Source organism: Vasconcelosia minhoensis LEGE 07310 (genome assembly GCF_015207255.1).
Taxonomy (GTDB): domain Bacteria; phylum Cyanobacteriota; class Cyanobacteriia; order Phormidesmidales; family Phormidesmidaceae; genus Vasconcelosia; species Vasconcelosia minhoensis.
In genome coordinates this window covers 88,321-114,542 of the sequence record NZ_JADEXG010000003.1, presented here as the reverse complement: position 1 = coordinate 114,542, position 26,222 = coordinate 88,321, and the positions used below count along the sequence as shown (strand labels likewise).

The following is a 26,222-nucleotide window of genomic DNA, read 5'->3' as shown; positions in this document are numbered from 1 at the left end:
CCTTCCTGAATCTACAAATCCTGCATCATCCAGATCGCCTGGGGGGAATAGCCTAATTTTTCATACAGCTGCATTGCGGGCTGATTGGCGGTAAACACCTGTAGGCCTATTTGGTCATATCCCTGATGCCTGGCCCATCGATGGGCGCAATCCATCATGGCCCGGGCCAGCCCCCGGCGGCGATAGTCAACCGAAATATAAACCAAAAAAATATAGGCCTGCTTCTGGCCGCTGCGCTGGTCAATTGCTTCGCCCAGCCAGAGGCAGCCGATGGGCTCGGGTCGCGCGACACCAGGTAGTCCGACTGGGAACCCATTCTCATCTGCCATCAGCCACCAGATTTGTGACTGGCTGGACAGATGGCGCTCTACCGTATCGGCTAGGTGAGATAGGGAATCGACTGCGCCCAGCTCGCGGTAAGCCCGCTGCATGAACTTGACCAGCCGGGCGCGGTCGAGGGGCGAGCCCGATTCCAGCCGGTAGCCGGGAATATCAAAGCTAGGAGGGCTGGGGCGATCGCGCATCGCCGCTAAACGGTGCCCGCATCCCCATGAACCAGGGTCGTCAGCGATGGCACAGGCTGCATGGCAGCATCTGAAGTTGGAGCAGAAGGCGTCGCGGCGTCAACATCTTCAATTGGCGCCGGCGCCATCATGTCATTCGGCAGAAAAATTCGGGCGCTGACGGCCAGCATCGCCACCAGAAAAATTAAAACGACCAGCAGTGGAGCAATGTAGGACCGAAAGAAAGACATGGAGCCTGGGTTTATGAAGTAGTCTTTTTTATTCTATGACTCCAAAGGTTCTAAGGGGGATTCTACGGTTCTGAGAAGACATCTTCATCGTCAAGCCCGGGTCGGGGCATGGGCGCAATCGGGCGGCGGTTGAGCTGGCGTAGCCACCACCAGCCCAGTACGGCGATGACCAGCGACAGCCAGCCAGTTAGCGATTGCAGCAGCAAAAAGCCGCCGACGGTAAACATCGCGCCAAACAGCAGCAGCAGCGATGCCAGCACCCGCTGGCCGTCCAGAGCTAAATTTTGCAAGGGCCGCAGACCGGTGCGCTGCCGCTGTCGCCGCCAGCCGGGACCGCCGGGGCGGACCTTGGCATAAAAGCGATCTAGCGTTTCGTCAGACTCGGGCGGGGTAATCAGCATCACCGTGACCCAAATCGCGGTTGTGATCGCCGAAGTCACCAGCAGCCGCAGTCCAAAGTCCTCAATCGTCAGTATCGGCACCACGCTGGTTAGCAGTCCAATTACGAAACCTCCCACCATTGAGGCCAGCTCAGCAGGCGCGTTGATCCGCCACCAGAACCAGCGCAGAATCAGCACCAGGCCCGGCCCGGTGCCAATGGCGATGACCAGGCGAAAGACCGTGGCCACATCGGTTGCAAAAAAAGCCGCGATCGCGCCCAGCGCCGTCACCCCCACAGACGCCAGCCGCCCCGCCAGCACCAGCTCTGCCTGAGTCGCCTGGGGCCGAATAAAGCGGCCATAGAGGTCGTTAGTCAGATAGGACGCGCCCCAGTTAATCAGGGTAGACACCGTACTCATAAAAGCCGCCAGCAGCGACGCCACCACCAGCCCCAGCAGCACTGGGGGCAAAAAATCCAGCATCAGCATGGGGTAGCCCAGCTCCCGGTCTTCCAGATTCGGGTAAATTACCACCGCCGCTAGAGCAACCACAATCCAGGGCCAGGTGCGGATGACGTAATGCAGAATGTTGAAAAACCAGGCGGCTTTTTCTGCCTCGCTTTCACTTTTAGCAGCGGCCAGACGCTGAATAAATTCGCCGCCGCCATCGCTGCGACGGAAAGACCACCACTGGAGCATTACGTAGGCTAAAAAGGTGCTTGCTGGAATCCCCGCCACCGCGCTCCAGCCGATGCCGCCGTCAAAGCTGAGCGGTACGATGCTGAGCATGTCCTGATTCGTAGCGGCCTGCACCTGGTCAACCAAAGACGCCATGCCGCCGACAGAGGCGACTGCCGCGATCGCGACTACAATTGCCCCGAATAAAGCCAGAAAGAACTGTAAGAAATCCGTCGCGACCACGCCCCACAGCCCGGAAAATCCGGCATAAACTAGCACCAGCAGGCCGATCCCAATGACGCTCCAGAGCTTCGTGCCCTCGCCAGGATCGATCCCCAAACTCTGCCAGAGCTGGAGCGCGTCGATCGCTTTGCGCATCGCCAGCATGGCGTAGCCAATGCCAATGCAGTTAATCGGTACCGCAAACAGAAACGCCTTGACGCCGCGTAACCAGGCCGCCGTCTGACCGCCGTAGCGCATTTCCGTCAGCTCAGCGTCGGTGACAATTTCCGACCGCCGCCACAGCCGCGCGAAGATGTAGATCATAATCACATGGGCAATCCCAAAGCTCCACCATTCCCAATTGCCCGCAATCCCCCGATTGCCGACCACGCCCGCAATGTAGAGCGGCGTATCGATCGAGAACGTGGTCGCAGCCATGCTCGTCCCCGCCAGCCACCAGGGCAGCGAACGACCTGAGACAAAGAAATCCACTAGACTGCCCGAGGCTTTGCGGGAGAGGTAGATTCCCAGGGCCATCGTCGCAATTAGGTAGGCCAGTACAATCAGCCAGTCGATCAGTAGCATAGGCGGCTCCGTGGGGTTTAGCGATCATGCCATAGCTTGGCCACAAGCCATAGGGGCTGTACAAGACTTACGGGATTGACCCCAAGAGGCTGAAGGATTAATGAGTTCCTAAAATTCGTAATTCTGATGTTCAAATTTCTGAAAACCAGCGCTGCCACCCTTGGACTGCTCACAGCAGCGGTAGCCGACGGCCTAGCCCGGTTTATGGACAGCTACGATGGGCCGTTGCAGACTGACTGCTAGAACAGCCCGTCCTGCTCGATCTCTTCAATTACCTGAAGCCCGCGCGAGTCACCGACGCTTAGAATCGCGGTGCGAGCGTCTTCCCGCACCCCCAGCTCGTCGTCTTCGGCAAAGGTTTCGATCAGCGCGTCGATCGCAGTCGCATAGACCACGTTTGACGGCAGCTCAGCGCAAATCTGGCCGATAGACCAGGCACAGTTACTGCGGACGGCGGCCACGGGGTCGCGTCGCATCACCTGAACCAGCGGCGGCATCGCCTTGATCATCGACCCATAGTCGATATTAACCGTCTGGGCCAGAGCGCTGGCCGCCCACAGGCGCACGGCGGAAATGTCGTTTTTGACCGCATCTACCAGCGGATCGACGACGCGGGGATCGCGGGCATTGCCCAGCGCCCAGATCATGCCCTTGCGAGCATAGCCGTTCCAATCGCGGTTGAACTGTTCGATCAGCGGCTCAATGGCAGTGTCATTGGGATTGCGGCCTAGCCCGTAGGCGGCGCTCACCCGCACCAGCGGACAGGGATCGCTTAGGAGCAAAATCAGCTGCGGCACGGCCCGGGCGTCTTGAATTTCACAAAAGGCCCGAGCTGCCAGCATCCGCTGCTGGCTATCGGTATGGGAAAGCAGCGCCAGCATTTCATTGGGATCATACTGGGGGCCATCAGATTCGCTAGAGGCTGGAATCTGATCTAGCGGGTCGAGGGGGCTATCCAACCCCACCGCCGCATCTAATACCGATAGCTCATCGTCATACATGGCTAAAATCCCGCCAGCAGCTAGAGCTCAGAGATCACTTCGCGGGCTGCCGCTAGCGTCTGGTCAATATCAGCCTCGGTATGGGCCAGGCTAGTAAACCCGGCTTCAAATTGGGAAGGTGCCAGGTACACGCCTCGCTCTAACATGCCCCGGTGGAAGCGGCTAAACTTCTTCAGGTCTGACTGCTGGGCATCATCGTAGTTATGGACGGGACCAGCGGTAAAGAACAGGCCAAACATGGCGCTGAGGCTGCCGCCGTAGACTTCGTGACCCTGCTCGCGGGCGGTCTCTAGCAGGCCATCGCTTAGCTTTTTCGTGATCTTCTCCAGCTGCTCATAGGTACCCGGACGCCGCAAAATCTCCAGCGTCTTCAGCCCCGCCGTCATCGCCAGCGGATTGCCCGACAGCGTTCCGGCCTGATAGACCGGCCCGGCGGGCGCAATCATCTCCATGATGTCGCGCCGCCCGCCGTAGGCCCCGACTGGCAGACCGCCGCCGATGATCTTACCCAGCGTGGTCAGGTCGGGAGTGACGCTGAACCTCTCCTGAGCGCCGCCGTAGGCAATCCGAAAGCCGGTCATCACTTCGTCAAAGACCAGCAGCGCGTCCTGCTCCTGAGTAATTTCGCGCAGTCCTTCCAGAAAACCCGCGTCGGGGGTGACGAAGCCAGAGTTACCGACGACCGGCTCTAGGATGACGCCCGCGATCTCGCCGGGGTTTTGCTCGAACAGCGCCTTGACTGCTTCTAGGTCGTTGTAGGAGGCAGTCAGGGTCATGCTGGTAGAAGCCTTGGGCACGCCGGGCGAGTCGGGCAGGCCCAAAGTAGCGACGCCAGAACCAGCCTTGACCAGGAACATATCGGCGTGTCCGTGGTAGCAGCCCTCAAATTTGATGATCTTGTCGCGCCCGGTAAAGGCTCGCATCAGACGCAGTACGGCCATGCAGGCCTCTGTGCCGGAATTGACAAAGCGCACCATCTCAATGCTGGGAACGGCTTCGATTACGGTCTCGGCCAGTACGTTTTCGAGCTGGCAGGGCGCGCCGAAGCTGGTGCCTTTTTCTAGCGCAGCGGATAGGGCCTGGAGCACTTCTGGGTGAGCATGGCCGCAGATGGCAGGACCCCAGGTGCCGACGTAGTCGATGTACTGGTTATCATCGACATCCCAGATATAGGCCCCTTTGACTCGGTCAAATACGATCGGCTGCCCGCCGACCGAGCGAAAAGCCCGCACCGGTGAATTTACCCCACCCGGCATGAGCGACTGAGCCGCTGCAAAAATTTCATCAGATTTGGCCGTTTTCAAAGTTGTGGTGCTAACCAAAGCGTTCTCCTGATTGTCCTGATTGAGGGGAATGGAAGGATTGGGATACTCGAATCTAAAAGCGATTAGCGGCTAAACGTCCATCAGCGATAGACGGTGAACAGTATTTTTTATCCTAGCGGCTGGGATGGGGTAGGGTTGGAGATGTTAAGGAATGTGTTGGGGAGTGGGGGAGTGGTTGGCTTGCATCTGGCACAATGGGTTGAGGAAAGGACTCTATGGGAAATGATGAAGGAGCTCTGGGAGGGATTGAAGTGAGACAGAAACACAATGGATGAGCTAGAGACGCTGGCAGGAGCTGTGCCGGTCGATAGTATTCGCTATGACGAGCGGGGGCTGGTGCCGGCGATTGTGCAGGACTATTTGGACGGTACGGTGCTGATGCTGGCCTGGATGAATGCCGAGTCGCTGCAAAAGACGATGGCGACAGGCGAAACCTGGTTTTGGAGCCGGTCGCGATCGCAGCTCTGGCACAAAGGAGCCACTTCAGGCCATCGTCAGAAGGTGCAGTCGCTGCGCTACGACTGCGATAGCGACGCGCTGCTGGTGACTGTAGAGCAGCTGGGCGATGTGGCCTGCCATACGGGGGAGCGCAGCTGCTTTCATCAGGTGGGTCTAATTGAGGCGGCGGGTAGCGCAGCCGTGTCGCCGCCCGCCGATACCCTGTCCCAGGTGTATGGGGTAATACGCGATCGCCAATCCCACCCCCAGCCCAACTCCTATACGAATCGGCTGCTCGACGGCGGCGACAATAAGATTCTGCAAAAAATCGGTGAAGAGGCGGTCGAAGTTGTGATGGCCTGCAAAGATGAGGCGCCAGCGGAGATTGCTGCCGAGGTAGCCGACCTCTTTTATCATGTGCTGGTCGCGATCGCGCATCACCATGTCGATATCAAAGCCGTCTACCGTCAGCTTCAGTCGCGGCGCTAGGGCTTACTTATGCTCGGGATGCTCGACTTCAGGGCAGTCAACCCCAAGCTGGTTAATCCGCTGAATAAACTGATGCAGTCGGCCAAAGTCGCGGTTGTTAAAATGCAGGGCTAGCCGGGGCAGATGCTCGGTCTCGTCGCCCTGCTCCGCCGCTAGGGTCGAGATTGCCTCAATCTTGCCCTGGCTGAGAATATCGCCAAATTCGACGTTGAGCTGGTCTACCGCACCGCCTGAAAGCGGCGAGGTCAGTCGAATAATCAGCTGGCCGTCCACGTAGCGGCTGGAGTGAAACACCCGGTAGAAGCTCACGATTGCCTCACAGGCCTGGTCCAGGTCGTTCGTCACCGTATAGAGGCTGGGATCGTCCGGGCTGACCAGGCCACGCTCCAGCAGATGGTCGCGGATGTAGCTGTCCCAGCCCTTCCAATAGTCGCCGCCGGGGTGGTCGATCAGCACAATCGGCATCGGCCCGGCCTTACCCGTCTGGATCAGCGTCAGCGACTCAAACGCTTCGTCCTGAGTGCCAAAACCGCCCGGGAAAAGCGCGATCGCGTCGCTCTCTCGCAGAAAAAACAGCTTGCGGGTGAAAAAATACTTAAAGTCAATCAGCTTAGGGTCGGCAGCCATCACCGGGTTTGCCCCCTGCTCAAACGGCAGCTGAATGTTCAGTCCAAAGGAGCGTTCTGGACCCGCTCCCTCATTACCGGCCTGCATAATCCCCGCCCCAGCCCCGGTCATCACCATAAACCCCTGGTCGGCCAGCCGCCGGGCAAACTCCATCGCCATCTGATAGTCGGGCTGGGTCGCTGGCGTCCGAGCCGATCCAAACAGGGTGATTTTGCGAATGTGGCGATAGGGATAGAATATTTGAAATCCCTGCTCCATATCCAGCAGCGCATGGCTGAGGATTTTCCAGTCGAGCCGGTCTGCCTCACGGCCGATCATCCGCACTAGCGTTTCCAGAATTTGCTGAATCAGCTGTCCGTGCTGCCGATCGGGCAGCTCAGCAATAATGTCAGCAATATCGGCCTGGAGGTGCGCTTCAAGCTTAGAGAGGGGAGCCGTCATAGAAAATGGGTTAAAAGGGCAATGCTCGTCAGGTGAACCTATTCTAGCGGCATTCGAATCGGCATTTGCATCGACGACTCACTCAAGCGAAAAGCCCTGGTTAGTCAAACTAACCAGGGCTCATAGCTGAGCAAAATTAAACCGGAGCTGCGCCTATAGATATTTTTCTAACGTATTCGCCAGCGTTGTTTTAGGGACTGCACCAACGACCATGTCAACACGCTGCCCCCCTTTGAAAATCATCAGCGTGGGGATACTGCGAATACCGTACTGACTGGCAATGCTCGGGTTGTCGTCGGTATTGACCTTAACGACCTTGACCTGACCGTCGTACTGTTCAGAAATTTCCTCTACTACGGGCGCGACCATCCGGCAGGGGCCACACCAAGGGGCCCAAAAGTCAACCAGGACGGGGACTTCGCTTTCCAAGACTTCTTGCTTAAACGTCGAATCTGTGACTTGTGCGGCTGTCATGCCTATCTTCCTTGACTTTTCTGATGTAAATCGATTTTACCACAGACCAGGCGCGGGGCATGGCCAAACCGTTCAGACCTAGCATAACCTCTCGGCAGGCTTTTCTCTGGAAAAAGTCTTAATGGAAATTCAAGCTTTTTTCTACTCAAGAGGAACCGCCCAGGCCGTAAAGCCTGAGCGGAGTGTGGTGTGAGGAGTGAACGGAAACTTTCGTCTCCGCTTCTTCTTTATTGTAAGAGACGCTAAGAGATTTGCCACTCCTAAATCAGGGGCAATAGCGCAATATTTCAAGAATTGCTCATATCTAAGGATAAAACTGTCCTGAGAGAAATTTGCTCAGCCCTACTTGCCCATACCGAGCTGCTGGGCCTTCTGATAGACCTTACCCTCAGTCAGCAGCGACGGCGCAATCACAATCTCAACCTGCTGCATTTCTTTAAGGTCCTTCGCGCCCAAGGTGCCCATGCTAGTTTTGAGCGCTCCCAGCAGATTGTGGGTCCCGTCGTCTAACTGAGCCGGGCCGCGCAGAATCTGCTTCAGCGTCCCCGTCGTGCCAACGCTGATCCGGGTACCCCGGGGCAGCACCGGACTGGGGGTCGCCATTCCCCAGTGAAAGCCCCGACCGGGCGCTTCCTGAGCTCGGGCAAAGGGGGAACCGATCATCACCCCGTCTGCGCCTGAAGCGATGCACTTACAGATATCGCCGCCGGTCACCAGGCCACCATCAGCAATTACGGTGACATACCGTCCGGTTTCGCGGTGGTAATCTTCCCGAGCTGCGGCACAGTCAGCAACCGCCGTCGCTTGGGGCACGCCCACCCCCAGAACGCCCCGAGAGGTACAGGCCGCACCCGGCCCAATCCCGACTAAAATCCCGGCTGTGCCAGTTTTCATCAGCTTTAGCGCTACGTCATAGGTCACGCAGTTGCCCAGAATCACCGGCATCGGCATCTCTGTGCAGAACTGGGAAAGGTCCAGAATGTTCGCCTGGGCAGAAAGGTGCGCCGTTGAAACGACAGTCGCCTGAATAAAAAAGAGATCGGCTCCGGCTTTGGCCACGGCCTGGCCATAGCGGCTGGCCCCAGCGGGGGTCGCACTGACGGCAGCAATGCCGCCCTGAGCCTTGATTTCTTGAATCCGCTGTTGAATTAGGGTCGGCTGCACCGGTTTGGCATAGAGCTCCTGCATCAGCGGCACAAACTCGGTCTTATCGACTGCGGCAATTCGCTCTAGCAGCGGAGTCGGGTCGTCATAGCGGGTTTGTAGCCCCTCTAAATTTAAAACGCCCAGCGCGCCTAGCTGAGACAGCTCTACCGCCATTCGCACGTCAACTACGCCATCCATCGCGCTGGCAATAATCGGAATTTCGCGCTCGATGCCGCCGATCTGCCAGGTCGTATCCGCCAGCTGCGGATCCAGGGTGCGTGGCCCCGGAACGAGGGCAATCTCGTCAATCCCATAGGCCCTACGAGCCGTTTTCCCTCGACCAATCTGAATATCCATTGAAGTATCCCAGTCCGCTGCTTAGCCTAAGATCATGCAGCTAGCCTAGCAAAGAAAGAACAGGCAATGCGGATTATTGCTTGAGTTGGGATAGCCCAGCGCTGATAATAGAATGGCTATCCATACGCCGCACCGATGAACCTATCGTCTCTGAAATTTTTTCGTAACTTACGGACAACTAACCGTCAGTTTGCCGTCATCGGGCTAGGGCGATTTGGGCGAGCGGTCTGCCTAACGCTGCACAGTATGGGCTATGAAGTACTCGGCATCGATCTGGATGAGAGTCGCGTTGCCCAGGTCTTAACCGACCAGATTGCCGCCCACGCCGTGCAGCTTGATTCAACCCAACCGTCTGCCCTACAGGAAGCCGGCATTCCCGACTTTGATACCGTTATTGTGGCGATTGGCAACTACGTGCAGGAAAGTATCATCACGACGCTAAACGTCAAGGAAATCGGCGTTTCCAACGTGGTCGCCAAAGCCTCTTCAGAAATTCACGGCAAGCTGCTGGAGCGGGTCGGAGCAGACCATGTCGTCTTCCCCGAGCATCAGATGGGCTGCGAGCTGGCGCGATCGCTGACTCGCCCCGGCATCCTAGATCGGTTTGAGCTCGACCCCGACCATAGCATTGTCGAGATTGTCGTGCCCCCGGCTTTTGATAATAAAACGGTAGTTGAGGTAGACCTGCGGAATCACTACGGGCTGACCCTGATGGCGATCAGCAAGGAAGACGAAACCGATAAGTTTGAGATCAATCCCAGCCCGGTTTCGCGGCTGCACGCGGGTTCCCTCATGGTGGTGATCGGCTCCAATAAAGGTATCGATCGGCTGCCGGTTTAGCACCTGGTATTACCCTATGAAAGCAATTGGCCTAATCAGCGGCACCTCCGTAGACGGCATCGACGCCGCGCTGGTCGAAATTAGCGGCGCCGGCTATCAGATTGCTGTGGAGCTGCTTAAGGCTACGACCTACCCCTACCCGGCGGGGCTGCGATCGCGGCTGCTCGCCGTCTGTGCCGACCAGCCGCTGACCATGGCTGAGCTAGCGACTCTAGATGACGCCGTGGCCACCCAGTTTGCCCAGGCGGCAATGGCGCTAAATGCCGATCTGGCGACCGTGACGCTGATCGGTTCCCACGGTCAAACGGTTTTCCACCGCCCGCCTCAGGCCGGTCCCCAGACCGATTCCCAATCTGGCGCTGAGGGCTTAGGCTACAGCCTCCAGCTTGGTCGCGGTGAGCTGATCGCACAGCTGACCGGCTGCCCCACCGTCAGCAATTTTCGCATTGCCGACCTAGCTCTGGGCGGTCAGGGCGCACCGCTGGTACCGCCGGTCGATGCCTGCCTGCTCAGCCATCCTGAATATGACCGGGCAATGCAAAATATCGGCGGCATTGGCAACGTCACCTACCTGCCCGCCTGGGCAGAGTCAGATAGAGCCGCAGCACCCCAGGGCGTCAAAGGCTGGGATACGGGGCCGGGCAATGCCTTACTCGACTGGGCGGTAGAGCATCTCTCAGCCGGACAGCTCACCTACGATCGGGACGGCGCTTGGGCAGCACAGGGTGTGTTCAGTCAGTCCCTGGTGGAAGCCTGGTTAGCGCATCCTTTCTATTCACAGCTGCCGCCTAAATCGACGGGGCGAGAGCTGTTTGGGGCGAGCTATGGGCGTCAGTGTTGGGCCCAGGCGCAGGCGCAGGAGCTAAGCCCAGCCGATTTTCTGGCTACCCTGACCGAGCTTACCGCCGTTTCAATTGAGCTCAGCTATCGCCAGTTTTTACCCCAGTTTCCGCAAGAGGTGCTGATTGGCGGCGGCGGTAGCCAAAATGCCTATCTGATGCAGCGCCTCCAACAGCGCCTCCGCCCTGCCACAGTTTTAACGACCGACCAGGCCGGGATAAGTTCTAGCTTCAAAGAAGCGATCGCCTTTGCGGTTTTGGGCTACTGGCGGTGGCATCAGGTGCCGGGCAATCTGCCGAGCGTCACCGGGGCTCGTGATCTCACCCTGCTGGGACAGATCGCGCGGGTTTAGGGCCAGTTAGAACCGGGCTCGATCCCCCTGGCCGAACTGGGTACTCTACTAAAGTCCTCTATTCTCACACCCCCGTGGCCCATAGTTTTTTGATCGAGCCTGGTCGCTGGACGCTCCAGGGCAACTGGCTGGCCCGAGAGGTCGCCCCAGCGCCGGTGAAAGGCAAAATTTTAGTGGCCTGGAACCGCGACCATTGGTTCACCATGGTGACAAAGCTGACCTTCCCGGGCAGCGAGCTAGCTGACCAGGTTTTACAGCATCGGGGCCGGGTGACCAGTCAAGAGCGTCAGTATACCTTTATGATGCAGCACAATCTGCTCGGCACCGTCGAAGGTGAGGGCTGGATTGCACCCGACTCAATCGTGCAGCGCTACTGGGTGCTGAGTGACCGGCAGCAGCGCACCGGCTTTGAAACGCTGTACCGCTTAACGGCTGACCAGTATCACCTATCGAGTGGCGTCATGGCGGGATATTACCTTGTCAGTACCATGGAGGCGGTTCTAGCCCGACATGATCACCCCGTCTAGCATGCAGCGCTATCCCTCGCCACAATGATGGTCAATTCTCATTTTGACTATAAGCTGTCGGACCGATACGAACTCACCGAGCCCATTGGCCAGGGCGCGATGGGAAGGGTCTATTTGGCGAGCGATTTGCTGCTGGGCGGCGTGCCGGTTGCGGTCAAGTTTCTATCGCAAACCCTGCTCGACGAAAAGATGCGCGATCGTTTTTTGCGCGAGGCGATGACCTGCGCTCAGCTCGGACAAAAGAGTATCCACGTGGTCCGCGTCACCGACTACGGCGTCAGCAGCGACGAGGTTCCCTTTTACGTCATGGAGTACCTTAAGGGACAAAGCCTGAGTCAGCTGGTGCAGCAGCCGCTAACCGTTCCCCGATTTTTAGGACTAACCCGACAAATTCTGCTAGGGCTGCAAACGGCCCACGCTGGGATTGCGGTGAACAAGCAGATGGTGCCGATTATCCATCGAGATATCAAACCCAGTAATATCCTGGTGATTCAAGACCCAACGGTGGGCGAACTGGTTAAAATTTTAGACTTCGGCATTGCCAAACTGCTCCAAACCGAAGGCGACCACACCGGCGGCTTCATGGGCACCCTGGCCTACTCCTCCCCAGAGCAGATGGAAGGGCAGGAGCTCGACCCCCGCTCAGATATTTACAGTCTGGGCGTGATGATGTATCAAATGCTGGAGGGAAACCTGCCCCTGCGGCCCTCAACGAATACCTTTGGCGGCTGGTACAAAGCTCACCATCGGGAATTTCCTAGGCCCCTGATAGAACAGGTTCCTCAGGTGCCCAGGCCGCTATCCGATCTGGTCATGGGCTGCCTGGAGAAGCGAGCCGCTGACCGGCCCCAGTCTGTTTTGCAAATATTGCAGCAGTGTCAGGCGTTAGAAGAGCAGTTCGGAATTGGGACTGCCGGGCAGCTAAGCGTTCCCTCCTCTCCGCTGGTCCGTAAGCTCAATGTCCCCGCGACTGAGTCGGGTTCTATCACCAATCAATTCTGCCGGCAGCAGCACTGGCCTGCCGATAAACCCATCGCCCAGATTGTTTTCCCCCAAATTTTGCAACCCCCTGAACAGCGGCTACCCTCACTCTGGGTCATGCTTCCCCCGGCTGAAATTGAGCAGCGGGTGCTGAGTACGCGCTACAACAACTTTATGTGTACCCAATCGCCCCACCCCATGGTGCTCTGGCTGACGGCACTCTACAGCAGTGCCAGCGGCCCGCGCTGGCTACCGTGCTATCTAGACCTAAAGCTGGAATTTTCGCAGCGTCTACTCTGGCTGCTGGGGGATGTGGGCTACTATCAGCTCTTGGTTTTTTCGTCTGAAGCTCCCCATCACTGTGAATTTGTCAAGCGGCTCAATGTCGCGGCTAGTCAGCGCAACCTGCTCAAGAGTTGGGTCACCACCGCCCGCACTCAGACCTCGGTCGGCTGCCCTAACAGTAGCAAAGAGCTGCTGCGGCGGGAACTCAATCAAAGCCTTAAACCCAAGCTGATGCTAAACTTTGAATCCATGCATTCGGATTCAAAGCCAGGCATAGATGCGATGTTGGGTCTTTAACAGCGCAATAGCCGCGCTAGGAATTTAACAGCGCAATAGGTGAATCACCGGGTGCCAGCTCGCCCGCAAAATGGCGCTGGTGAAGCTAGGAACGGTCCATTTCAGCAGGCCGCCGCCTTTACCGGAGCATACCGCGATCGCGCTGATGTCGTGCTGTTCGCCAGCGGCTAAAATCTCCTCCAGCGGGTCGCCCTGACGCACCTCGGTCTTGACCTCGATGTCCAGTTTCTCCAGCTCTGCTTTAACCTGTGCCAAATCAGCTTCAGCCTGCTGCACCCGGTCAGCCGTAGGGATGCCCCGGCGACCGCCACCTTCGACTACCCAGCAGAGTAGACAGGTCTTGAGGGTGTGATGGGGGTCGGCCTTGACCTGCTGCTGGAGCATTTTCACTAAATTTTTAGCGCTCTGGCTGCCGTCGTAGGGGATAAGCAGGTAGTTGAACAGATTTTGACAGCGGAGGGAGAGCTCACCGACGCGGTAAGCCGACATCAGCTGCGGTCGCAAAATCAGGATTGGCCGCTCAGCCTGCTCGGCAATGCCCTTAGTCGTACTACCAAACAGTTTCTCATTCAGGACCGAGCGGGTAGGCATCCCCGAAAAAATGACCTCTGAATCATACTTTTTAGCAATCCTCAAAATATTATCAACGGCTCGGCCCGATTCGACTTCGACCTCAACTTTGATATTTGCCGATGATTTTGCAACGCCCAGTTTCTGCCGGGCCTCCGCCACCTTCTCTTCATCTACGCAGGGAATTTCACGCGAGGTCATCAGCGGCACGCTGTTGAAAAAAACCACCTGTTCCAGGCCGCTCTTGGCCAAGTCAGGGACAAAATCGACCAGGCGCTGAAGGCTGTCTGAAAAATCCGTGCAGATTAGGGCGCGCTTAAACATAGGGCAGCGGAATTGATATCGGACAATATGCTCACAGTAGCATTCTTAAGCCAGTGGGAGATCTTTTCGGTAGTAGAGACTCAGCGTAGATATCGCCAGGTTAGGATACTCAGCTATATCCCGCTAGCGCCGACTAGGCGAGCCTGACTGCGACTCCAGCACTGACGAAGATTCGAACATTTCTGTCAAGGCAATCACGATGACGGTGATGTTGTCTCGCCCGCCGCGTTGCTTAGCGCCCTTGACCAGCCCCGCCGCGATGGCCTCACAGCCCCGATCAGACTCGAGGTAAGCGCCGATGATCTGATCCGGCAGCTCCTCGGTCAGCCCATCGCTGCACAGCAACAGGCGGTCGCCCGCCCCCACGGCAACCCGCTGGACTTCAGCCTGAGTAAAGTCTTCGCGTCCCAGGCATTGAGAGAGGACATGCCGCCAGGGATGCTGCTTGGACTCGCTGGCAGACATCTCACCGGCGCGTATGGCGCTAGCGACCCAGGTGTGATCTTCGGTGACCTGCTGGAGTTGCTTACCCCGTAAACAGTACAGGCGCGAGTCACCGACATGGGCACACCAAGGCATATCGGCATCCCGAAAGATCAGGACAACGGTCGTCGTCCCCATATCGGCTCGTTCGGGATGCTCATACTGGTCTTGTAAAATTGCCGTATTCGCAGCCGCACAGGCCTGCTCCAGCAGCGTTGCCGACGCCAGCTGACTGTGCCAACTGGTCTCTAAGTGAGACCGAATAGCCATCGTCGCTAGGCGGCTGGCTTCCTGCCCACCCGCATGACCGCCCATGCCGTCAGCCACAATAAAAAAGCGCCCTTCGGGGTCAGCGTAGTGACTATCTTGATTGCTGGTGCGCAAAAGTCCCGGGTCGCTCAGGCCGGAGAACAGACGCTTAATCATAGTAGACAGACAGGGGAATCAATTGTTCTATGGCAGACGTTCGTCGCGGCTAATCCGCAGCAGCAGCCGAAGGAGAATAAATCCTGAGAGAGCGGCGATGACAGCCGCCGAGATCGCCAGCCAAAGGAATTCGTAAACCAGCAGCAGCGTTGCCGATAGGGTAAATGCGCCCACCAGCATGGTGTAGTTGGTCGCTAGGCTGACGTTTGCTGCCCGTCGCAGGACGCGGTCGGTTTCGATTGAGCGCACCCGAACTCGAATATCGCCGCGGTCGAGTCGGTCCAGCGTATCCTCAATTCGCCGGGGCAGGCCCAAAGCAGTTGTCCCGACCCGAGCGGCCTGACGGCTCAGCTCCCCAATTAGGCCGTTGGGGTCAGACGAATTTCCGTTGGTCATAAGCTCCTCTGCAAAGGGTTTAGCCGCTTCCATAAAGTTAAACTCAGGGTCGAGCCCCTTGCCCACCCCTTCTAAAGTCGAAAACGCCCGCATCACAAACGTAAACGCCGCCGGAAACCGAAACGGCTGGTCGTAGGCCACCGCGTAAAGGTCATCGCTGATGGCGGCGACGGACTGCTCCTCAAAGGGCTTGTCCATCATATTATCGAGAATGTACTGAATCGAGCGGCGCACCGGCCCCATGTCCTCGATTTCGGCTAGCGCTCCCAGATCCACCAGGGAGGTCATCACCAGCTCGGCATCTCGCTGCGCAATCCCCACAAAGGTATCCATCAGCCGCTCCCGCGTCACGGGTGGAATCTGACCCATCATGCCAAAGTCGTAAAAAATTAGCGACCCCTCGGGACTAACGGCAATATTTCCGGGGTGCGGATCGGCGTGAAAAAAGCCGTCGTGGAGCAGCTGCCGCAGATAGGCCTGAGCGCCCAAATCTGCTAGTCGTTTGCGATCTAGACCTGCCGCCTCGAGGGCTTCGTAATGGCTAATCTTGATTCCGGGCATGTACTCCAGAGTGAGGACGCGGGGCGACGCATAGCGCCAGTACACTCGGGGCACATTGACCCAGTCAAACTGACGAAAATTGCGGCGAAAGTGGTCGGCATTGCGGCCCTCATGCAGGAAGTCGATTTCTAACCAAAGAATCCGGCAGCATTCTTCATAAATGCCCATCCAGTCCCGGCCGCGGCCCCATTCAGGATGGCTTTGAAAATATCGGGCGATTCCCTTAAGGATAGAAAGGTCAATCGTGAATAGCTTTTTCAGTCCCGGCCGCTGCACCTTGACGACGACCTCTTCGCCCGAGTGCAGCTGGGCTCGATGCACCTGCCCCAGGCTAGCCGCGGCTAGGGGAATCGGGTTAAAGGTGCGATAGAGATCTTGAACGGGCCGACCAAGCTCTGCCTCGACAATCGTTTTAGCCTGCTGATAGCTGAAGGCAGGCACTCGGTCCTGTAGCTTGGACAGCTCTTCGACAAACTCAATTGGGAACAGGTCGGCCCGGGTAGAAAACAGCTGCCCGACTTTGATAAAAGTCGGCCCTAGGCTCAGACAGGTTTCCCGAATCCAAACTGCTAGGCGGCGGCGGCGGGCGGTTTTTTTCTCAGTAGTGACCTCGCCGCTATAGCTCCAGGCTTTGTTATACAGCCATCGCTGCGCTAGCAGCTTAAGGACAAAGGCCCAGATATCAGCAAACCGCTGGGGCCGCGAATAGCTACCGCGGTTCCAGCGATAGTCGCTGTTGGTATAGGATTTAGCGCTGGGCTGGGCGGCGGCTGAATAGTTAGAGGTAGGCAGCTCTATTCTCAGCGGTACGGTAGGCGGGGCAGCCGTCGATGCGGCGGCATGATGGCCGTCGTTCGGCAGAGGATCACCCACATCGGCGGGTAGACCCTCTGCCGACAGGGCAACACCAGCGGAGGTATCGTTTTCTTTGGAAGCAGCAGACACTCAGATTCCTGGAATAGCAGCAGGGTAAAAGCGGGCGCAGTCTACGAAAAATAGCCTGGAAGGTTGGTTGGGTCAGCGAGTAGGCAAAGCGACTAGAGCCCTCAAGACGGACTGCGATACTGCTGTAAAGTCGCTCGGACCTGAGCAATTTCGGCTCTGAGATTATCGATTGTCGCCTGTAGATCTTCGGTTGGGGCCATGGCCATCTTACCGGAGGCCGTCGGCCTGTCGCCTGCGGCAGCGGGCTGATTCGCGATCGCGATTGCCTCTTCCCGTTCGGCTCTCGCCATCACCTCTTCGGTAAACTGACGTAAATTTTCTCGCTGCTCGGCGTCAAACTTACCCACCAGACTGAGCCCATCGCTGACCAGGTGCTCAACTTGCTCACCCACAGCCGTCGCCAAAGCACGGCCGATAAAAAAAGCGTGCAGCACTGAATTACTCATAGGGAAACTTAACGCGCGTCATCTAACAGCAATTATAGCTGCCCTTTTAGCGGTTCCCGCGGTGAGCTCCCCACATCTATCCAAGGGTTTTGATAAAAACGCTAAAAATTCTCTCAAAGAATGAAGTAGGTTAGGTAGGCTGCTACAGCTGACCCAGCTTGCGTTCGCCCGCTGCAGACCGGTAAACCCCTTTAAGCCCAAGGTTGGATGGCTTTGCCTGATGTCCTTTGTCAGGATCAGGGGCCGCTGGAAAAAAGTCTTCTGAGCTATAGTCGGGTGAGGCTGGCTCCCCCGAGCTGTTCTCCTCAAAAACGTCTGGGTATTCGGGATACTCTGAGTATCCCAACTCAGCCTCGCTGGGGTCATCGGCGGTGGGATAGGCATCGGCCGAGAAGGGTTCAACCTCATCCACAAAGGTCTCTCGTTCCGGTGGTTCGCTGTAGAAATCTTCGTCAGCATAGACCGGGCCACGGTCTGCGCCAGGGAAATAAGGCGTATCGAAGGGAGCAACGCCGGCTTTAGCAGGCCAGTTCGGCAGGGGCGGAAAGGTCTGCTGCGGATTTAGAAACTGGGCGCTGGGCGTATCGACCAGACTAAAGCGAACGGCACTGCCAAAACCCATTCCGATCAGAGCCGCGATCGCGGCTGTCCCCACCAGAGCAAACCCAAGATGCAAAGGGGTGACCGACTGGGCCTGAGATTGGGCCTGGAGCTGAACCGGAGACGGCGGCGGCTTTGGAGCAGTAGGAGAAGCCATAGTCAGCGATTGCTGCGAACTAAATTTAATACATTCTAAATTTAAGCGTTTTTTGAGCTGTAGCACAGCCTGTTCAGCAATACGTCAGTCGCGATAGCCTTCGGCATGGCTTCGCTTATCGCGCTGAAAACGCTCCCGCACATAGGCTTGAGCGGCAGCGGGCGACGCGATCGCGCCGTCTAGCTGAGCGGCCGTCAGGGCGGTTAAAATCTCGCGAAAAATGGGGCCGGGGCGATAGCCCATCTGCTTCAGGTCGGCGCCATTCAACGGTGGCTTGACCGGCCTCAGCTGCACCAGGTAGCGCCAGATCACCGGTCCTACCGAGCGGGGATAGCGGACGCCGACCAGCAGCAGCAGGTCGGGTTCGTAATGGCTGAGCCGCTGATAAATCTGACTGGGCTTCAGACTGGACCAATCCGACCCGGGCAGCGGCTGGACCATGGCTGCCTCGGCTGTCGCTAGCTGGGCCAGCCGGGCCTGACTGCGATCCGGCAGCGTCAGGGTAGCCGCGACGCAATCGCGCAGCTCAGGGGCCAAATCGGCCAGTAGCACCTCCAGCAGCCGCAGCCAGCGGGGCAGCGTCGAGTCCCAGTCAGCGGCAAATCTCGCCTGCCAGCGATCCATCCGGCCCAGCTGACGCCACAGTGACGGCTGGAGATCGAGGCTACTGTGGATGCAGCGGAGCGCCCCAAGCTGGTCGAGCCGGGCCAACGCCACCGGCCAAGAGTCAGCCGAAAAAATCCGTTGCAGCTCTGCCTTCAGTCGGGTTTGCAGCGCTGGAGCCCGCCCCGGCTGAGTCTGCAACCGGGGGTAGATACCGCTCTCGACCGCGTGACGAATATACTGCTCAGTCTGGGCCTCGATCTCAAATCCTAGCCGAACGGCAAATCGAACCGCGCGAAAGATCCGCGTTGGATCTTCAATCAGGCTATTGGCATGGAGCACCCGAATTTGCCGAAATTCTAAGTCAGCCCAGCCGCCAAAAAAATCCAGCAGCTCCCCCGGCTGTGGCGACGTTAGCCGAATCGCCATCGCGTTGATTGAAAAGTCGCGCCGATAGAGGTCCTGCCGAATCGAGCTCGACTCCACTTCAGGATTCGCCGCGGGGTAGGGGTAGAATTCTGTCCGGGCAGTGGCGATGTCGATCATTACCCGCTCGGCTGCACCGGCGACCGACTCAGCGCGATCGCCAGCATGCCAGATTAGCGCCGCTGTCTGAAACTGGCCATGAATTTGCAGCTCCACCTGGGGATAGCGCTGTCCAAGCGATTGGGCCAGCTCGACCCCCGCCCCTTGGTCGGCACCGCCATCGACCACCAAATCGAGATCCTGGATTGCAATTGGCTGCTCAGAAGCCGCCAGCAGCAGATCGCGGACGGCTCCACCGACGACGTAGAGCTGCCACTGATGCTGCTGGGCCGCTGCCGCAATTTGTTCCAGAATAGTCTGCACGGTTGGCGGCAGCCCAGCCATCAGCCTTGAGTAGAGAGCCGCTGGGGGGGGAGTTGCGGCGGCGGGCCGGGACGGATCTGGGTCAGGGCTGCGGGTCTGATGAACCTGCCGGAGCAGGTCAGTGCGGGTGACAATTCCGACCAGCTGATCGGCCTCCAGCACGGGCAGGCGGCCAATGTCATGGGTCACCATCAGGTCTTGCAAGGTGCTCAGCGGCGTATCAGGTTCCACCGTCTTCAGCGCGGTTGCCATGTAGCCTTTAACCGGGGCATGGCCCAACCCGTGGTGCAGCGCCAGCTCAATATCCCGGCGAGAGACAATTCCCACCAGCCGACCGGCATCAACCACGCAGAGCCCGGCGTGGCCGTAGCGCAGCAGCAGGCGCTGTGCTACGGCGATTTCGGTTTCCGGCGGAATGGTCCGAACCGGCGCTGACATCAGCGATCGCGCTTGAGGTAGCGGTGGAATCTGGGCTCTCAGCTGCGCTAACAGCTGTTCCAACAGAGCCTGGTCTAGTGCACCCTCTCCACTCGCCGCCGCCGCCTGGGGATGGCCGCCACCACCGAGCGGTTCTAACAGCTGGCTCCAGTCGATGCCCTGGCCCAGCCCAGGTGGCTGTCGCGAGCGCCCAATCAGCGTGTACTTAGGCTCTCCCCTTCCGGTCGAATAGGTCGCTCCCAGCAGCAGCGCATCGATCGGCAGCAGCGACATCAGTCGCTCTGCCAGGCTCGACAGCCCGGGCACGAAGGCAGTGGTTTTTAATTTGACCCATCCTAGCCGATAGCCCTGAAACGTTTCGGTCTCGATTTGATCTAGCGCTTCTCCTAAGAGGGTTTGAAGCCGGCTTGAAAGCCCTGGCTCCTTAGCCGCCGCGATCGCAGCCTGACTCGCGCCCTGCGTCATCAGCCAAGCGAGGGCTGTCGCATCTCGCGCCGTCGCCTGTTCAAAGGTGAGAGAGCCGGTATCGACATGGATGCCCAGAGCCATCACCGTCGCTTCCGGCGGCGTGAGCTGCTGCTGCTGCTGCTGTAGCGCCTCTACCACCACCGTCACCGTTGCCCCTACTGGCGCTAGATGCCACTCGGCTCCAGGAATATCGGTATCGGCAGTATTGACATCGGTAGCGCTGTGGTGGTCATAGATGATAATCGGCAGCCCCTGGGCGATTGCGTAGTCGAGCCAGGTGGCGGCAGGGCCAACGCGATCGCGCCGCTGGGCATCAACTAAGGTGATCGAGCGAATCTGCTCTGGACGAACGGCTCGCCGCTCAATTAGCGGATACTGATCCCGCCGCAGGGCCAGAAATTCCTTCACCGCTGGATGACAGCCACCGGTCAGGACGATCCGACTGCCTGGCCGCAGGCGCGCTACCCCGACCGCCGCTCCCAGCGTGTCAAAATCCGCTGTTGTATGACACAGCACTAAGTCCATGTCTGTAGCGTAGATGATTTGAGCCTAGTCCTTCACCAAAAGTCCTTCATTAAAGGCGCCGAATTTTTGATAGCGTATTAATTAGGCGCAGCAGCGATGAATTTCCCATTCAGGCCTTGCTTCCTGCGACCTGCTCCCCTGCTGTCTTGAGAGTTAAAACCCATGTCCATCCTGTTTCAGCTGGCTTTGTTTGTGCTGGTCCTCTGGTCTTTTCTGATGGTGATTGGCGTTCCGGTTGCCTATGCCTCGCCCAGTAACTGGGCCCAGTCAAAGCGGCTGATATTGCTCGGTTCGGTTGTCTGGTTTGTCCTAGTTGCGGTTGTGGGCGGCTTAAACTACTTTGTGGTCTAAGCTTCAGTTCCCTGAACTCAATTTGGCAAAGCGTTATGGCAGTGTTTGAAGGTTCGTTCACGCAGACAGAGGGGCTGACCTTTGCCTTCGTGATCGGTCGATTTAACGATCTCGTGACGAATCGGCTCTTGGAAGGAGCCCAAGACTGCCTCAAGCGACATGGCATTGACGTCGATCCCCAAGGGACTCAGGTTGACTATGCCTGGGCTCCAGGCAGCTTTGAGCTTCCTATGGTGGCTCGGCAGATGGCGCTAACCGGTCACTATGACGCGATTATTTGCCTGGGAGCCGTGATTCGGGGCCAGACTCCCCATTTTGATTACGTCGCGGCGGAGGTTTCCAAGGGCATCGCCGCAGTGGGGATGCAGACGGGTGTGCCGGTGATCTTTGGGGTGTTGACCACTGACTCGATGCAGCAGGCGCTGGAACGAGCCGGGATTAAGAGCAACCTGGGCTGGAGCTATGCCATGAGCGCGCTCGAAATGGCCAGCCTGATGGCTCAAATTAGGGGCAACTATGCCGCCGACCGGAACGGCCTGCCTGAGTCGGGAGTGCGGCAGTCTCTACCCGCTTCTAGGCCGGCAGCGGCTCGCACAGAGCCAGTCAGACCGGAATAGTCAAAGAGTTCAAGAGTTCAAGCAGGGAAGATTGACAAACGTCCCGTCTTTTGTCATCCTAGGAAAAGTCTAAATTAGTATTCTGCGGGTATAGCTCAGTGGTAGAGCGTCACCTTGCCAAGGTGAATGTCGCGCGTTCGAATCGCGTTACCCGCTTCAAAGCTTCATAAGCTGAGTTGTCTATGTTTTTTGGGCTATGTTTTTGGAGCCCATGCTTTTGGCTGGGTGCTGAGTAGAGCTCCCGGTCCTTTTCAAGCAGGAAAGCGCAGCCGGGCAGAAAAAGCTTGTGGGCAGCATTTTTCCGAAAAAATGAAAATGGTAGCCCAAGGTAGTTGTTTTCGCAGATGAGTTTTGGCTAAGGTGAGTCTAGCGGAATTAACCCGCCTGGACTGAGCCCGTCGAACTGTTGCTTTGGCCTTACCTAGTGCGTCCTAGAAAAAGTCAGAAGCTCGATCTCAACGAAGCCTATCCCTGCCCCTGCCGGCGTCGGGGCCGAATTGTGCCGATCGCGCTGACGGAGGCGTTTGGCTGCGATCGCTGTCAGCAGATCTTTGTCGTTCGCGATCAGAACTATGTGATCGAGCAGCTCGCGAGTCACTATTCCTACAAGCGCGCCTGGCGTTGGAATGGCCATCAGTGGCTGCTTGACCGCGACGTTCGCCGGAGCTACATGCTGGTGCTTATCGTCACGGTGCTGCTGCTGGCGTTCTGTCTGATTCTGCTGGCGACGGCTAAATCGCCGGTCAACGCCAGTGCCACCTTTCGATTGCTCGTTGCCTTCCTATTCTTGATGGGAGTGGTGATTTTGCTCTGGTCGGCATCTCGGCGATAGCACGATGGTAACAACTGGCTCGACTGGCTCAACGGTAGAGATAGCAGCGGCACTGGGGCGGGTGCGGCGGGCGGCAGCTCAAATCGCTCAGTCAGCGGCGGCACGCTCGGCGGCGTTAGCCAACCTGGGTCAAGCAATACAGGAACATCAGGATGCCATCTTAGAAGCGAATACGCTCGATCTGGAAGTCAGTCGAGAAATGGCTATCCCCGACCTGGTCGTGGATTGGCTCAAGCTAACGCCTGAGCGGCTGCAAACCGCCGCCCAGATTTTGCACCGCCTGTCAGCGCTGGGTGATGTAGAGCCGGTTTCACCCACTTCTCGGCCGGTCAGTACGGTTAGCCAGCTGCGACCGCTAGGCGTTGTTGCCCTGGTCTATGAGGCTTTTCCAGACCTGGCAGCGATCGCGGCTGGGCTCTGCCTGAGAACCGGCAACGGCCTAGTGCTGCGCGGCGGAAACGAAGCGAGCCAGACCAATCAGGTGATTCTAGACATTATGCAGGACGCGATCGCGGCGGCCGAGCTCCCCAGCAACTGTCTCTATGCTGTTCCTGCCGCTCAGGGGGGAAGTTCGCGATTTGTCATCGTCCAACGCCCCGAAATCGATCTGGTGATTCCCTACGGTCGGCCCAGCCTGGTTGAGCAGGTCATGCGCCAGGCCACAGTACCGGTGCTGCCCTCTAGAATGGGCAACTGCTATCTCTATTGGTCAGCCTCAGGCAAACTCGACCAGGTCTACCAGATGATTTTCGAGAGCCACTTGGGCAACCCCGATGCGATTAACGGCATTGAAAAAGTCCTGGTGCATCCTGCCCATCGCACTGCAGGGTTGCCACGGCTGTGGGACCGGCTGCTGGCCGATGGCTTTGAGATTAGAGCTGAGGCCGAGATAGCTGAGGGGCGCCACACAATTCACCTTGCCGACCCGGAAGACTGGTCGCTCTCCTACCTCAGTCGCACCGTCGCCTTTCGCTGGGCTGATGACCTAGACCAGGCAATCGACTGGATGAATCGCCATAGCAGCGGCCATGCCGACTGCCTGGCCACCACAGACTATGACGAGTCGAGAAAATTTAGCCGCAAAGTTGGCAGCGCTTCGGCTTATGTCAATGCTTCACCCCGCTTTTTTCGCAATGCTGAACGGGCCAACGACGTCGGGCTGGGGATGACCAACGTGGTTGGTCGCAGCGGTGGACTGATTGGCCTAGAGGCGCTAGTTGCCCATCAGCGACTAATTTACGGCGGCTGATGGGCAACCCGTGCCGCTAGGGCGTCTTGGCTAGCTTGACCTTGTTCGCCAGACCAAAGGTTTGCAGCGTCCGAATAATCATCCAGGTCAAATCAACCTCCCACCAGCGCAGGCCGTGCCGGGCAGAATACTGAAAGGCATGGTGGTTATTGTGCCAGCCCTCGCCAAAGGCCAGCAGCGCCACCCACCAGCAGTTCATAGACTTATCGTCCGAGTCAAAGGTGCGATAGCCAAACTTATGCGTCGCACTGTTGACAAACCAGGTGATGTGATACACCACAACCAGACGCACAAAAATCCCCCAAATCACAAACGGCCAGCCGCCCAGGGCATAGAGCACAGCCGCAAGCGCAAACTGCACCGCTAGAAAATACTGATCAAAGAACCGATAGACTGGGTCACTGCCGATATCCTGAGTGAATTTAGGAATCTCAGACTTGGCCGGAACCTTGTAAAACATCCAGCCCATATGGCTCCACCAAAAGCCTCGTTCGGAATTGTGGTGATCGGCTTCCTGATCGGAGTAAGCATGGTGATGACGATGCAGCCCAATCCATTCAATGGGTCCACTCTGGCAGGCCAAGCTACCGCAAAATAGAAAGAAATACTCTAGCCATTTAGGCGTTTGAAAGCTGCGATGGGCAATCAGCCGATGCCAGCCCAGGGTGATTCCTAAGCAGCCAGACACCCAATAGAGCAGCGCAGCAACGCCAACGGCACCCCAGCTAAAATTGCTGGGCAGTAGGGCCAGCAGGGCACCCACGTGGACAATGGCCATGAAAATAATGACGGGCCAGTCATAGGAACGTTCAAGGGGTTTTGCAAGAGTCATGTATTAATCTCGAATAATTCTCGGCGTAGTAAACTTTGGGGGGTAGTTTGCATTATCCAAGCTGAATCACAGAGGCGCCTTGCGTAAACAACCCTTGGATAGAGAACGGATGGACCGCCTACACCCGTCAGGGCTGCCTGAGCAAACACCCTCTCAGATTTTTTATGAAATTGACCTCCAGGTCAAGGCGAATTTAGAACGAGTCCTAGCCGCCTTTCGCCAGCATCGGGTGGGAGCCCACCACTTCGCAAGCGTTTCAGGCTACGGTCACGACGATCTGGGGCGGCAGACCCTCGACCGGGTCTTTGCCTCAGCGATGCAGGCCGAAGCCGCAGCGGTGAGAGTACAGTTCGTCTCCGGCACCCACGCCATTGCCTGTGCCCTGTTTGGCGTCTTGCGACCGGGCGATGAAATGCTGGCGATCGCGGGACCGCCCTACGACACCCTGGAAGAGGTAATCGGGCTAAGGGGGAAGGGTCAAGGTTCTCTGAAGGAGTTTGGCATCACCTACAGGGAGCTGCCGCTGACGCAGGCCGGCGGCCTGGATTGGCCAGGGATAGCAGCAGCGGTCACTGAGCGAACTCGGCTGGTGCTGATCCAGCGCTCCTGCGGTTACAGCTGGCGGCTGAGCCTCAGCATTGCTGATATTAACAAAATTATACATTCAGTGAAGCAGCAAAACCCCAATACGGTCTGCTTCGTTGACAACTGCTATGGCGAATTTGTCGAAACCAGCGAGCCGACGGCAGTTGGCGCCGACCTGATGGCAGGCTCGCTAATTAAAAACCCCGGCGGTACGATTGTGACAACGGGGGGCTATGTGGCCGGACGAGCTGACCTGGTCGAAGCGGCGGCCTGTCGGCTGACCGCCCCCGGCATCGGCAGCCACGGCGGGGCGACCCTGGATCAAACCCGGCTGATGATGCAAGGGCTGTTTCTAGCGCCGCAGATGGTGGGAGAAGCCCTGAAGGGTAACTACCTGATCGCAGCGGCCTTTGAGCGGCTAGGCTATCCGGTCAATCCACCCGCCAACGCCCCCCGGCGAGACGTGATTCAAGCCATCCAGCTGGGCTCAGCCGAGAAGCTGATTGCGTTTTGCCGAGCGGTCCAGCAGCATTCTCCGGTCGAGTCCTATGTCGAGCCGGTTCCTGCCGGGATGCCCGGATACGATGACGCCTTAGTGATGGCGGGGGGAACCTTCATCGATGGCAGTACCTCAGAGCTGTCAGCCGACGGTCCACTGCGAGAGCCCTACATCGCCTACTGCCAGGGCGGAACCCATTGGACTCATGTCGAGATCGCGCTAGAAGCCGCGATCGCAGTGCTTGGCCCCGCCTGAGGGATTCAACTAAATCGAAGCGCGCAGCGAAGCGGATTCGGGGGTTGCGACAGCGAAGGTAGAAGCGACATACTCAGGACGGCAAGCAAAAATGGAATGGTCTGTCCGTTCACCCGCATGAGGGAAATGCTCCGCTCGTTTGCCTCTAGCACTCGGTAGTACTGCCCGTCGG

The 26,222-nt window shown here is 57.9% G+C and carries 25 protein-coding genes and 1 tRNA gene; 11 read left to right on the top strand and 15 right to left on the bottom strand.

All coding sequences use genetic code 11. The features are described 5' to 3' along the window. Positions 1–11: 11 nt before the first annotated feature. The 5 genes from IQ241_RS02390 to hemL all read right to left on the bottom strand — a co-directional run bounded on the left by IQ241_RS02390 (position 12) and on the right by hemL (position 4,942). Positions 12–524, bottom strand: coding sequence for a GNAT family N-acetyltransferase (locus IQ241_RS02390; protein ID WP_193904803.1), 513 nt, complete (start codon positions 522–524; stop codon positions 12–14). 5 nt (positions 525–529) lie between these two features. After that, on the bottom strand, positions 530–754 hold the full coding sequence (locus IQ241_RS02385) for a hypothetical protein (protein ID WP_193904802.1): 225 nt from the start codon (positions 752–754) through the stop codon (positions 530–532). 62 nt (positions 755–816) lie between these two features. Beyond that, positions 817–2,619 carry a sodium:solute symporter family protein gene (locus IQ241_RS02380; protein WP_193904801.1) on the bottom strand — a complete coding sequence of 601 codons (1,803 nt, stop codon included), beginning with the start codon at positions 2,617–2,619 and terminating at the stop codon, positions 817–819. A gap of 239 nt (positions 2,620–2,858) precedes the next feature. Further along, a complete protein-coding gene (locus IQ241_RS02375) occupies positions 2,859–3,620 on the bottom strand; it encodes a HEAT repeat domain-containing protein (RefSeq protein ID WP_193904800.1) in 762 nt (253 codons plus the stop codon). A gap of 20 nt (positions 3,621–3,640) precedes the next feature. Further along, positions 3,641–4,942, bottom strand: coding sequence for a glutamate-1-semialdehyde 2,1-aminomutase (gene hemL / locus IQ241_RS02370; RefSeq protein ID WP_193904799.1), 1,302 nt, complete (start codon positions 4,940–4,942; stop codon positions 3,641–3,643). A gap of 270 nt (positions 4,943–5,212) precedes the next feature. Between hemL and hisIE the strand changes: the two genes are divergently transcribed. Next, positions 5,213–5,872 (top strand): bifunctional phosphoribosyl-AMP cyclohydrolase/phosphoribosyl-ATP diphosphatase HisIE, encoded by a 660-nt coding sequence (gene hisIE, locus IQ241_RS02365; RefSeq protein ID WP_193904798.1) that lies wholly within the window; start codon positions 5,213–5,215, stop codon positions 5,870–5,872. A gap of 3 nt (positions 5,873–5,875) precedes the next feature. Here hisIE and IQ241_RS02360 read toward each other — a convergent pair whose 3' ends face one another. The 3 genes from IQ241_RS02360 to IQ241_RS02350 form a co-directional block, all read right to left on the bottom strand. Then, a complete protein-coding gene (locus tag IQ241_RS02360) occupies positions 5,876–6,940 on the bottom strand; it encodes an LOG family protein (RefSeq protein WP_193904797.1) in 1,065 nt (354 codons plus the stop codon). A 153-nt stretch (positions 6,941–7,093) separates the two neighbouring features. Next, positions 7,094–7,414, bottom strand: a complete 321-nt coding sequence (gene trxA / locus IQ241_RS02355) for a thioredoxin (protein ID WP_193904796.1) — start codon at positions 7,412–7,414, stop codon at positions 7,094–7,096. Between the two features lie 342 nt (positions 7,415–7,756). Further along, positions 7,757–8,917: a GuaB3 family IMP dehydrogenase-related protein gene (locus IQ241_RS02350; RefSeq protein WP_193904795.1), complete on the bottom strand. Its 1,161-nt coding sequence runs from the start codon at positions 8,915–8,917 to the stop codon at positions 7,757–7,759. A 135-nt stretch (positions 8,918–9,052) separates the two neighbouring features. Between IQ241_RS02350 and IQ241_RS02345 the strand changes: the two genes are divergently transcribed. From IQ241_RS02345 to IQ241_RS02330, 4 genes are all read left to right on the top strand, one after another. Then, positions 9,053–9,757 carry a potassium channel family protein gene (locus IQ241_RS02345; RefSeq protein ID WP_193904794.1) on the top strand — a complete coding sequence of 235 codons (705 nt, stop codon included), beginning with the start codon at positions 9,053–9,055 and terminating at the stop codon, positions 9,755–9,757. A gap of 16 nt (positions 9,758–9,773) precedes the next feature. Next, the gene (locus IQ241_RS02340; RefSeq protein WP_193904793.1) at positions 9,774–10,949 is read left to right on the top strand and encodes an anhydro-N-acetylmuramic acid kinase; all 1,176 of its coding nucleotides are present in this window, start codon (positions 9,774–9,776) and stop codon (positions 10,947–10,949) included. Positions 10,950–11,023: 74 nt separating this feature from the next. Next, entirely contained in the window at positions 11,024–11,476 is a 453-nt protein-coding gene (locus IQ241_RS02335; RefSeq protein ID WP_193904792.1) for a hypothetical protein, read from the top strand. A gap of 24 nt (positions 11,477–11,500) precedes the next feature. Then, positions 11,501–13,039: a serine/threonine protein kinase gene (locus IQ241_RS02330; RefSeq protein ID WP_322743545.1), complete on the top strand. Its 1,539-nt coding sequence runs from the start codon at positions 11,501–11,503 to the stop codon at positions 13,037–13,039. 24 nt (positions 13,040–13,063) lie between these two features. Here the strand turns inward: IQ241_RS02330 and IQ241_RS02325 are convergent, their stop codons facing one another. From IQ241_RS02325 to IQ241_RS02300, 6 genes are all read right to left on the bottom strand, one after another. Then, the gene (locus IQ241_RS02325; protein WP_193904790.1) at positions 13,064–13,933 is read right to left on the bottom strand and encodes a universal stress protein; all 870 of its coding nucleotides are present in this window, start codon (positions 13,931–13,933) and stop codon (positions 13,064–13,066) included. A 123-nt stretch (positions 13,934–14,056) separates the two neighbouring features. Beyond that, a complete protein-coding gene (locus IQ241_RS02320; protein WP_193904847.1) occupies positions 14,057–14,839 on the bottom strand; it encodes a PP2C family protein-serine/threonine phosphatase in 783 nt (260 codons plus the stop codon). A 30-nt stretch (positions 14,840–14,869) separates the two neighbouring features. Continuing rightward, positions 14,870–16,591: an ABC1 kinase family protein gene (locus IQ241_RS02315; protein WP_228021305.1), complete on the bottom strand. Its 1,722-nt coding sequence runs from the start codon at positions 16,589–16,591 to the stop codon at positions 14,870–14,872. A gap of 254 nt (positions 16,592–16,845) precedes the next feature. Further along, the gene (locus tag IQ241_RS02310) at positions 16,846–17,190 is read right to left on the bottom strand and encodes a DUF6825 family protein (RefSeq protein ID WP_193904789.1); all 345 of its coding nucleotides are present in this window, start codon (positions 17,188–17,190) and stop codon (positions 16,846–16,848) included. Between the two features lie 142 nt (positions 17,191–17,332). Beyond that, positions 17,333–17,947 carry a hypothetical protein gene (locus IQ241_RS02305; RefSeq protein ID WP_193904788.1) on the bottom strand — a complete coding sequence of 205 codons (615 nt, stop codon included), beginning with the start codon at positions 17,945–17,947 and terminating at the stop codon, positions 17,333–17,335. Positions 17,948–18,031: 84 nt separating this feature from the next. Further along, the gene (locus IQ241_RS02300; RefSeq protein ID WP_193904787.1) at positions 18,032–20,830 is read right to left on the bottom strand and encodes a CBS domain-containing protein; all 2,799 of its coding nucleotides are present in this window, start codon (positions 20,828–20,830) and stop codon (positions 18,032–18,034) included. A 162-nt stretch (positions 20,831–20,992) separates the two neighbouring features. On the opposite strand from IQ241_RS02300, the gene psbZ reads away from it, so the two are divergent. The 5 genes from psbZ to IQ241_RS02275 all read left to right on the top strand — a co-directional run bounded on the left by psbZ (position 20,993) and on the right by IQ241_RS02275 (position 23,879). Next, positions 20,993–21,181: a photosystem II reaction center protein PsbZ gene (psbZ, locus tag IQ241_RS02295; RefSeq protein WP_193904786.1), complete on the top strand. Its 189-nt coding sequence runs from the start codon at positions 20,993–20,995 to the stop codon at positions 21,179–21,181. Between the two features lie 35 nt (positions 21,182–21,216). Continuing rightward, the gene (gene ribH, locus IQ241_RS02290; protein ID WP_193904785.1) at positions 21,217–21,798 is read left to right on the top strand and encodes a 6,7-dimethyl-8-ribityllumazine synthase; all 582 of its coding nucleotides are present in this window, start codon (positions 21,217–21,219) and stop codon (positions 21,796–21,798) included. Between the two features lie 84 nt (positions 21,799–21,882). Continuing rightward, positions 21,883–21,954, top strand: a tRNA-Gly gene (locus IQ241_RS02285). A gap of 268 nt (positions 21,955–22,222) precedes the next feature. Beyond that, on the top strand, positions 22,223–22,630 hold the full coding sequence (locus IQ241_RS02280) for a hypothetical protein (protein WP_193904784.1): 408 nt from the start codon (positions 22,223–22,225) through the stop codon (positions 22,628–22,630). Positions 22,631–22,634: 4 nt separating this feature from the next. Beyond that, entirely contained in the window at positions 22,635–23,879 is a 1,245-nt protein-coding gene (locus IQ241_RS02275; RefSeq protein WP_193904783.1) for an aldehyde dehydrogenase family protein, read from the top strand. 16 nt (positions 23,880–23,895) lie between these two features. Here the strand turns inward: IQ241_RS02275 and IQ241_RS02270 are convergent, their stop codons facing one another. Beyond that, the gene (locus IQ241_RS02270) at positions 23,896–24,711 is read right to left on the bottom strand and encodes an acyl-CoA desaturase (RefSeq protein ID WP_193904782.1); all 816 of its coding nucleotides are present in this window, start codon (positions 24,709–24,711) and stop codon (positions 23,896–23,898) included. A gap of 109 nt (positions 24,712–24,820) precedes the next feature. Between IQ241_RS02270 and IQ241_RS02265 the strand changes: the two genes are divergently transcribed. Continuing rightward, positions 24,821–26,050: a methionine gamma-lyase family protein gene (locus IQ241_RS02265; protein ID WP_193904781.1), complete on the top strand. Its 1,230-nt coding sequence runs from the start codon at positions 24,821–24,823 to the stop codon at positions 26,048–26,050. Positions 26,051–26,222 lie beyond the last annotated feature (172 nt).